Origin of the sequence: Gordonia sp. NPDC127522, assembly GCF_042672305.1 — a bacterium.
Classification (GTDB): domain Bacteria; phylum Actinomycetota; class Actinomycetes; order Mycobacteriales; family Mycobacteriaceae; genus Gordonia; species Gordonia hongkongensis.
This window is the reverse complement of record NZ_JBHXVK010000036.1, coordinates 1-9,743: the sequence shown is the minus strand read 5'-3', so window position 1 is coordinate 9,743 and position 9,743 is coordinate 1. Positions and strand designations below refer to the sequence as shown.

General features: G+C 68.5%; 6 protein-coding genes and 1 pseudogene. All 7 read left to right on the top strand.

Features of this window, described 5'->3' with window-relative positions; translation table 11 throughout:
• Nucleotides 1–1,368 (top strand): annotated as a pseudogene (locus ACFVHY_RS24390) (Fe-S oxidoreductase); the annotation flags it as partial.
• Nucleotides 1,369–1,588: 220 nt separating this feature from the next.
• Nucleotides 1,589–2,986 carry a basic amino acid/polyamine antiporter gene (locus ACFVHY_RS24385; protein ID WP_390275946.1) on the top strand — a complete coding sequence of 466 codons (1,398 nt, stop codon included), beginning with the start codon at nucleotides 1,589–1,591 and terminating at the stop codon, nucleotides 2,984–2,986.
• 70 nt (nucleotides 2,987–3,056) lie between these two features.
• Nucleotides 3,057–4,319 (top strand): arginine deiminase, encoded by a 1,263-nt coding sequence (locus tag ACFVHY_RS24380; protein ID WP_390275944.1) that lies wholly within the window; start codon nucleotides 3,057–3,059, stop codon nucleotides 4,317–4,319.
• Nucleotides 4,320–4,399: 80 nt separating this feature from the next.
• Nucleotides 4,400–5,653 carry a pyridoxal phosphate-dependent aminotransferase gene (locus ACFVHY_RS24375; protein WP_004022424.1) on the top strand — a complete coding sequence of 418 codons (1,254 nt, stop codon included), beginning with the start codon at nucleotides 4,400–4,402 and terminating at the stop codon, nucleotides 5,651–5,653.
• Nucleotides 5,654–5,794: 141 nt separating this feature from the next.
• Nucleotides 5,795–7,576: an SDR family oxidoreductase gene (locus ACFVHY_RS24370; protein WP_390275942.1), complete on the top strand. Its 1,782-nt coding sequence runs from the start codon at nucleotides 5,795–5,797 to the stop codon at nucleotides 7,574–7,576.
• Nucleotides 7,577–7,581: 5 nt separating this feature from the next.
• Entirely contained in the window at nucleotides 7,582–8,487 is a 906-nt protein-coding gene (locus ACFVHY_RS24365) for a metal-dependent hydrolase (RefSeq protein ID WP_390275940.1), read from the top strand.
• A 22-nt stretch (nucleotides 8,488–8,509) separates the two neighbouring features.
• A complete protein-coding gene (locus ACFVHY_RS24360; protein WP_390275938.1) occupies nucleotides 8,510–9,634 on the top strand; it encodes a PDR/VanB family oxidoreductase in 1,125 nt (374 codons plus the stop codon).
• Nucleotides 9,635–9,743 lie beyond the last annotated feature (109 nt).

Below are 9,743 nucleotides of genomic sequence, written 5' to 3'. Positions count from 1 at the left end.
CGGTTCCTCGGACCGCGTCCCACCCTCGCCGAGCCGGAGCCGGAACCCGAGCCCGAGAAGGTGCCCGCGGCGGCGACTGCGTCGGCCGCGACCACGGAGGCCGCGCCGAAGCCGAAGGTCGGCCTGGGCATGAAGGGCGGCAAGAAGCCGGGCGCGGCGGCCAAGACCGCGGCACCGGAAGCACCCGCCGAGAAGAAGCCCGCATCGAAGGGCTTCGGCATGAAGGGCGGCAAGAAGCCCGGTGCCGCAGCGGCGTCGGCCGCCCCGGAGTCGGCAGCCGCCGAGACCGCAGCCGAGGCACCCGCCGAGAAGAAGCCGGCAGCCAAGGGCTTCGGCATGAAGGGCGGCGCCAAGCGTCCCGGTGCCGCGAGCAAGCCCGCCGGTGGTACCGCCGAGCCGGTGCCGGCCGAGACCGAGTCGTCCGAGGCGGTCAAGGAGGAGGTCGCCGAGGCCACCACCGAGACGCCGCAGGCCGAGAAGAAGCCCGCATCCAAGGGCTTCGGCATGGGCAAGGCCAAGCGCCCGGGTCAGAAGACCACCAACGCGGCGGCCCCCGCCGCCGGGGTGACCGCGCCCGCCGAGAGCAAGGTCGACGAAAGCGAATCGGCCCCGGACGCCGCCCCGACCGTGGACACGGAATCGGCTTCGGCGACAGCCGGAACGACGACAGCGGAGTCGGCTACCGCGGGATCGGCGACGGAATCAGCTGTTGCTACCGCAACGGAAGAGAAGCCCGGCAAGGCCAAGGGCTTCGGGATGTCCGCGGGCAAGAAGCGGCCCGGCGGTATCGGCAAGGCCGCGGCCAAGCCGGCTGCGGCACCTGCCGAGGCTGCGGACGCCCCCGCTCCCGAGACGGACGTCGCACCTGCCGAGACCGTCGAGGCACCCGCTGCCGAGGCTCCGGCTGCTGAGACTCCAGCCGCCGAGGCACCGCAGGGCGGCTCGGCCGCCGTGCTGACCGAGGAGAAGCCGGCCAAGGCCAAGGGCTTCGGCATGGCCGCGGGCAAGAAGCGACCGGGCGGCGCGAGCAAGGCCGCACCGGCAGCTGCTCCGGCTCCGGAAGCGGCCCCCGAGCCGGAACCGGCGTCGGAACCCGAGGCCCCGCAGGCCGAGGAGGCGCCAGGCGAGACCGAGGCGGCGGAAGCGCCTGTCGACGAGGCCCCGGCCACCGAGGCTCCGGCGACGGAGGCCGACGCGGGGACGGCCGAGGTCGAGAGCCCGGGCGACGCAGACGACGCCGACACGGAGGCGGCGCCTGCGGCGTCGAGCAACGGTTCGTCCGCGGCTCGCACGGTCGCCGAGACCGGGGCGTCGAAGGCCAAGGGCTTCGGCATCGCGGCCGGCAAGAAGCGGCCCGGCCACAAGTAGAAGCAGTACCCGCAGAACGGGCTCCGACCATTCGGTCGGGGCCCGTTCTGCATCGGGCGGGCCGTCGGGCCGCTGCCACCTGGTTCTGCATGTCGTGTCTCGACATCCTGCCGAGGACCGCTGACTGTGACATCGTGAGCACGGGCAACAGTTCACTGAATCCGACCGCCGGGAGGCGAACTTGGCAGTCGAGGACAGCGCGGTCAAACAGCCACTCGGCATGAGTGTGCCGACCCTGACCGCGATGGTGGTCGGCTCGATGATCGGTGCCGGGGTGTTCTCCCTGCCTGCCCGATTCGGTTCGTCCGCAGGCGTTTTCGCGGCCATCATCGCCTGGACCATCGCCGGGGTCGGGATGCTGACCCTGGCACTCGTCTTCCAGCGATTGGCGATTCGCCGACCAGAGCTCGACTCGGGCGTATTCGCCTATGCCAAAGCCGGTTTCGGGGATTACGTCGGCTTCAACTCGGCGTTCGGATACTGGGCGAGCGCGTGCGCGGGCAACGCCTTCTACTGGGTGTTCATCATGAGCACCATCGGCAAGGCCTGGCCCGCGCTCGGTGAAGGTGACACCGTGATCGCCGCACTGCTCTCGACCGTCGGGATCTGGGTCTTCGCCGCCCTGATCGCCCGCGGCGTCAAGGATGCCGCCGCGATCAACCGGATCGTCACCGTCGCCAAGATCGTGCCGATTCTGGTGTTCATCGCGGTCGCGGCCGTCGCCATCGACGTCGGCGTCTTCACGGACAACTTCTGGGGCACCGAGGACGTCACCGCGGGAGCCATCTTCGACCAGGTACGCAACACGATGATCATCACCGTGTTCGTGTTCCTCGGGATCGAGGGCGCGAGCGTGTACTCCCGCTACGCGCGACGACGCGAGGACGTCGGCCGTGCGACCATCCTCGGCTTCGTCAGCGTGCTGTGCGTGTTCGCCTCGGTCACCCTGCTCTCCTACGGGATACTCCCGCAAGCCGAGATCGCGGCGCTCCGCCAACCGTCCATGGCTCCGCTGCTGGCCGAGATCGTGGGCAGCTGGGGGACGGCGTTCATCAGTTTCGGAGTCGTCATCTCGGTCCTCGGCGCCTACCTCGCGTGGACCCTGATGGCCGCCGAGGTGTTGTTCATCCCGGCCCAGGACAAGGACATGCCGCGCTTCCTGTCCCGGCAGAACGGCGCCGGCGCCCCCATCGCGGCACTCGCACTGACCTCGTTGATGGTCCAGACGCTGATCATCGTCGTGCTGTTCGCCGAGGACTCGCTCGACTTCCTCCTCGACCTGTGCACGAGCCTGTCGCTCATCCCCTATTTCCTCGCGGCGGCCTTCGCGGTGAAGGTGGCGTTCCCCGAACGCGGGTCCGGGACGCAGGCACGTCGCGCGCTCGCGATCGCCGTCCTCGCGACCGTTTACACGGTGTTCCTCGTCTTCGCGGCCGGTCCGGAGTTCCTGATCCTGTCCTGCATCATCTATGCGCCCGGGACCATCCTGTACGTGATGGCGCGCCGGGAGAACGGTGCGCGGATCTTCCGACCGGCCGAGGCCGCGCTCTGCGGAATCCTCGTCGTCGGCGCCGTGCTCGGAATCGGCGCGCTGGCGACCGGGGCGATCACCCTGTGACACGCTCCGGAAAGCACCGCTCGGGAGAGCACCCCTCCGAACCGTCCCCGATCGAAAGGCCTTGTCCCCGATGACCTCCTCCGCCACCGCCGGCACGACCGCGCACGGGGTCCACTCCGAGGTCGGGCGCCTGCGCAAGGTGCTCGTCTGCTCCCCGGGACTCGCGCACCGACGCTTGACGCCGACCAACAGCGACGACCTGCTCTTCGACGACGTCATGTGGGTCGAGAACGCCCAGCGCGACCACGCCGACTTCGTCAACAAGATGACCCAGCGGGGCGTCGAGGTGCTCGAACTCCACGGCGTCCTGGCGGCGACGCTCGAGCTACCGGGAGCGCGTGACTGGCTACTGGACCGGACGATCGTCGCCAACCGCGTCGGCCTGGGCCTCGTCGACAGCACGCGGAGCTACCTCGAGTCGCTCACCCCGCGAGCACTCGCCGAGGTCCTGATCGGCGGGCTGGCCACCGACGATCTGCCCGACGATTTCCGTTCCGGCTATCTCAAGCTCGCCAGCGAGCAGGTCGGCGCGCGTGAGTATCTGCTCCCGCCGCTGCCGAACACCCTCTACACCCGCGACACCACCTGCTGGTTGTACGGCGGGGTCACGCTCAACCCGCTGTACTGGCCGGCGCGGCGCGAGGAAACGCTGATCTACAAGGCGATCTACCTGTATCACCCCGATTTCGTCGACTCCACGGTCTGGTGGGGCGATCCCGAACAGAACTGGGGCCGTGCCACCTTCGAGGGCGGTGACATCATGCCGGTCGGCAACGGCGTCGTCCTGATGGGCATGAGCGAGCGGACCTCGCGTCAGGCGATCACCCAGGTCGCCAAGACCCTGTTCGAGAAGGGCGCAGCCGATCAGGTGGTGGTCGCGGGCATGCCGAAGCTGCGGGCGGCCATGCACCTCGACACGGTGTTCACCTTCGCCGACCGCGACATCGTCACGCTCTACCCCCGGATCATCGACGCGGTGCACACCTTCTCGCTGCTGCCGTCGGACGCGGCACCGGGCGTCGACGTCATCGACCACGGGACCGGCTCGTTCGTGGACACCGTCGCGCGCTCGCTCGACCTGGACTCGCTGCGCGTGATCGAGACCGGCGGCGATGTGTACCAGTCCGAGCGCCAGCAGTGGGACAGTGGCAACAACGCCGTCGCCCTCGAGCCCGGGGTGGTCATCACCTACGACCGGAACACGACCACCAACACCCTGCTGCGCAAGGCCGGCGTCGAGGTCATCACCATCGTCGGGGCCGAACTCGGGCGCGGTCGCGGCGGCGGGCACTGCATGACGTGTCCGCTCATCAGGGACGCGGTCGACTACTAGCCGACGACCAGCGGGACCGGGAAGCGGGCACCCCGACACGCGCCAGAAACGCATTTGCCACCGGCTGCGACAATGTACCCGTGAGTAGGCCCCATGTTTCGCACCTCAACCAGAACCTCAAGCCGCTCGAGCAGTCGCTCAAGCTGCAGAACGTGTGCTACGAGATCCGCGGTCCCGTACACGCGCACGCGCAACGGCTCGAGGCGGAGGGCCATCGAATCCTCAAGCTGAACATCGGCAACCCGGCGCTGTTCGGTTTCGAGGCCCCCGACGTGATCATGCGCGACATGATCCACGCCCTCCCCTACGCGCAGGGCTACTCCGAGTCCGCCGGTGTGCTCTCCGCGCGTCGTGCCGTGGTGACCCGCTACGAGCTCATCCCCGACTTCCCGTACTTCGACGTCGACGACGTCATCCTGGGCAACGGCGTCTCCGAGCTCATCACGATGACGATGCAGGCGCTGCTGAACGACGGCGACGAGGTCTTGATCCCGGCACCCGACTACCCGCTGTGGACCGCGATGACCTCGCTGTCCGGCGGGCAGCCCGTGCACTACCGCTGCGACGAGGAGAACGGGTGGAACCCGGACGTCGCCGACATCGCCGCGAAGATCACCGACCGCACCAAGGCGATCGTCATCATCAACCCGAACAATCCGACCGGCGCGGTCTACTCCCGCGAGGTCCTCGAGCAGCTCGTCGAACTCGCCCGCGAGCACTCGCTGCTGATCCTCGCCGACGAGATCTACGACAAGATCATCTACGACGACGCCGAGCATGTGAACGTGGCCTCGCTGGCGCCGGATCTGTTGTGCCTCACCTTCAACGGCCTGTCGAAGGCGTACCGCGTCTGCGGCTACCGAGCCGGATGGGTCGTGATGACCGGACCCAAGGACCACGCGCGCGGGTTCATCGAGGGCATGGGCATCCTGGCGTCGACCCGCCTGTGCGCCAACGTGCCGGGCCAGCACGCGATCCAGGTGGCGCTCGGCGGTTACCAGTCCATCGAGGCCCTCGTCTCCCCCGGTGGCCGGTTGTACGAACAGCGGAACGTGACCTGGGAGAAGCTGAACGAGATCCCCGGGGTCAGCTGCGTCAAGCCCAAGGGCGCGCTGTACGCCTTCCCCCGCCTCGATCCCGAGATCTACGAGATCCACAACGACGAACTGTTCGTCCAGGACCTGCTGCTGCAGGAGAAGATCCTCGTCGTCCAGGGGACGGGGTTCAACCTCGACGACCACAACCACTTCCGCATCGTCACGCTGCCGTGGTCCCGGGATCTGACCGAGGCCGTGGAGCGGATCGGCAACTTCCTGTCGTCGTATCGGCAGTGATCCCGCGGAGTTCCGCGAGAAGTCCCTGGTGAGGGCCCGGTCATCCGACCGGGCCCTCGCTGCTTTGCCGGGGTCTGGACATTTGTGTAACCGTTGGTAACGTGTACCTCCATCGGCGGAGCACACACAACGAGGTGACAGATGGCTCAACAGGCGATTCGACGACCCGAGTGGAGTCCGGGGACCGTCAGCAACAACGGGATCCGGCTGGCCACCTACGAGCTGGGCGATCCGTCGAAACCGACGGTGCTGCTGGTGCACGGCTGGCCGGACACCCACCACCTGTGGACCCACATCGCGCCGCGGCTGGCGGAGCAGTATCACGTGGTCGCCTATGACTGCCGCGGCTTCGGCGAGAGCGACCGCCCCCGGCGGGTCGCCGCCTACCGCCTCGACGAGCTCGCCGACGACCTGTACGCGGTCGCGGAGTCGGTGAGTCCCGACGACGCCGTACACGTGGTGGCACACGACTGGGGATCGGTGCAGACATGGGAGGCCGTCAGCCGCCCGCGCGCCAACGCCCGCATCGCCTCATTCGTCTCGGTGTCCGGCCCCAACCTCGACCACCTCGGTCAGTTCGTCCGCGATCAGGTCGCCAGCCCCACCCCTCGACACCTGCGCAATGTGCTCGCGCAGTCGATGTCGTCGGCCTACACAGGGCTGTTCCAGCTTCCGGTGCTCCCCAACGTGTTGTTGCGCGCGATGGGCAATCCGGCGGTGTGGAAACAGTTCCTGCGCGCGGTCGAGGGCACGCCACCGGAGAACGTCGACGTCGCCGACTCGTTGCGCCGCGACATGGTGAGCGGCCTCGCCCTGTACCGCGCGAACATCCGCGCCAAACTCCTGCGGCCCGATCCGCGGACCACCACGGTGCCGGTGCTCCAGGTGGTCAACGAACGCGACATCGCGCTGCGGCCGGCCATCTACGACATCACGCCGACGTACGTCGCGAAACTCTGGCGCCGCGACACCCCGACCGGACATTGGCTGCCCTACACCCACCCCGACTATCTGACCGATCTCGTCCTGGATTTCCTTGCGGTGCAGACCAACAGTGGGGCCCCGGCCCCGGTCATCGAGCGGGCACGCCTGTTCACCGAACCGAAACCGCTGGCGGGCAAACTCGTCGTGATCACCGGCGCGGGCAGCGGCATCGGACGCGAGACGGCCCTCGCATTGGCCGAACGCGGGTGCGAGCTCGTCCTGGCCGACCTCGACCCCGCGTCCGCCGACGAGACCGCCCGCGCCTGCAAGGCCGCGGGGTCGGCCGCACACGCCTACCTCCTCGACGTCTCCGACACCGCCGAGTTCACCACCTTCGCCGCTCGCGTCCGAGAGGCCCACGGCATTCCCGACATCGTGGTCAACAACGCCGGAATCGGTTTGGCCGGTGGGGTGTTGGCGGCCACCGACGAGCAGGTCGACCGGCTCCTCGACGTCAACCTGCGCGGCGTCGTCACCGGCAGCCGGGAGTTCGGCCGGCAGATGGTCGAGCGCGGGGTCGGCGGGCACATCGTCAACATCGCGTCGGCCGCGGCGTTCACGCCGTCACGCAGCCTCGGCCTGTACTCGGCGTCGAAAGCGGGGGTACTCCTCTTCTCCGAGTCGCTCCGCGCCGAGCTCGCCGAACACCGCATCGGCGTCAGCGCGATCTGTCCCGGACTCGTCGACACCAACATCGTCTCCTCGACGCCGATCGCCGGCCTCGACGCCGACGCCGAACAGGCCCGCCGCGATCGGCTCGACCGGTTCTACCAGCGCCGGGGATTCACTCCGGACCGGGTCGCCGGTGAGATCGTCGCTGCCATCGAGCACAACAAGGCGGTGGTGCCGGTGACCGTGGAGGCGAAGGTGGGATACCGGATCTACCGCTTCGCGCCGTGGCTGTCGCGCATCGGCGCCCGTCAGAACATCACGGGGTGAACGCCATGACGCACAACGACAATCGTGCACCGGGGGACGCATCGTCGGCCGATCCAGGGCCCGTCGAGCTGCACGCCCGCAACGTGGCGTTCGACTGGGACGATGTCCCGCTCCACTGGATACCCGGCCACCCGGTCGCGTCGAACTTCATCAGCGTGCTCAATCTCCTGCTCCCGGAGGGCGAGCGGTGGTTCGTGCAGACCTACAACGAGGCCCTTCCGCTGGTCGACGACGAGGAACTCGCCTCTCGCATGCGAGGATTCATCGGCCAGGAGGCGATGCACGCCGAGGCCCACGATCACGTCCTGTGGGAGTTCCTCGATCACCACGGCATCGACCCGCGGCCCTACCAGCTGCAGATGGAGTGGATCTTCCGCAAGGTACTCGGACCGCTGGAGGGTGGCACCCAGGAGGCCCGCGACAAGCACCTCGTCGAACGCCTCTGGCTCATCGCGGCTTTGGAGCACTACACCGCCATCCTCGGCGACTTCGCGCTGAACAACACCTGGACCCGGGTCGGGGCGCACCCCACGATGACCGACCTGTTCATGTGGCATGGCGCCGAGGAGGTGGAGCACCGGGCCGTCGCACACGATGTCGCCGCGTACTTCGGCGACGGATATCTGCGTCGCGGCCGGGCGATGTTCGTGGTGCTGCCGATCCTGTTGATCCTCATCCAGCGGGGCTACCGCTTCATCATGGGCCAGGACACGTCGTTGTCGTACAACTACTTCCAGAAGACCTGGCATTACCACCGTGGGGTGCGGGCCGGCGTGCTGCCGAAGATGCGGACGATCGTCTTCGCCACCTTCAGCTACTTCCGACCCGGGTTCCGGCCGGAGGACATCGGCAGCACCGCACAGGCGGTCGCCTATCTCGCGAGCTCGCCGGCCGCGCGCAACGCGGCGTGAGTGCGGACGGGAGAGCAGGGTCATGAACCAACGCGCGCATCCGCATTCGACAACACTCACGCAACCACCGCCCCACCTGCACGGCCGATGGCGGCATGACCCGCTGCTCACCGTCGGCACCATGATGTTCCGGGCCTGGTGGCCGGTCTGGCGGCCGCTGTCACCGCTGCGCCGAGGTGCGGTGAGCGACGGGACCACCCGGGTCCGGATCGTCGGACGCGAGGTGGTCGCGCGCGACGAGAACGTCATCGCGCTCACCCTCGCCGCCGCGGACGGTGGCGCGCTGCCGAACTGGCACGCCGGGGCGCACATCGATCTGTTGTTGCCGTCGGGACGCATGCGGGAGTACTCGCTGTGCGGTGACACCGCGGATCGGGAGCACTACCGGATCGCGGTGCGCCGGATTCCCGACGGCGGTGGCGGTTCGGTCGAGGTCCACGACTCGTTGCGTATCGGCGACGTCTTCTCGATCAAGGGTCCCCGCAACGCCTTTCCATTCGCGGTCCCCGGCCACGGATCACCTGCGCGCCGAATCCGCTTCGTCGCGGCCGGAATCGGCATCACCCCGATCCTGCCGATGCTCGCCACGGCCGAGCGCTTCGGGCTGGACTGGTCGATGATCTACACCGGCCGCACCGCCGAGTCGATCCCGTTCCTCGACGAGGTGGCAGCGTTCGGCGACCGCGTCACCATCCGGACCGACGACGTCCACGGACTGCCGAGCATGGCCGATCTGGTCGGTCCCGTCGACGCCCCCGCCGACCTCGCCGTCTACTGTTGCGGCCCGGTTCCCATGCTGGAGGGGCTTCGCCGTCATCTCGCGACACGCGCCGACATCGAGCTGCACTACGAGCGGTTCAGCCCGCCACCGGTGGAGAATGGCTCCGAGTTCACGGTGACGCTGGCTTCGACCGGTCAGGAGATCCCGGTCGCCGCAGACGAATCCGCGCTCGCCGCGATCCGCCGGGTGCTGCCCTCGGTGCCGTACTCGTGCCGTCAAGGGTTCTGCGGCACCTGCAAGGTCAGGACGCTGTCCGGCGAGGTCGACCACCGCGACAACATCCTGACCGAGCCCGAGCGCGCGGCCGGGACCATGCTGACCTGCGTCTCACGCAGTCCCGGCGGGAACCTCACCCTCGACCTCTGAGCCCTTCTGCTCCCTAGGAGCCTGCTGAATTAGGGTCCAGCCTGGGTTGAGGTTCCTGCTGCGGGGATGTGTCGGTTCCGGGGTGTGGTCGTGGTGATCGATCTAGGTG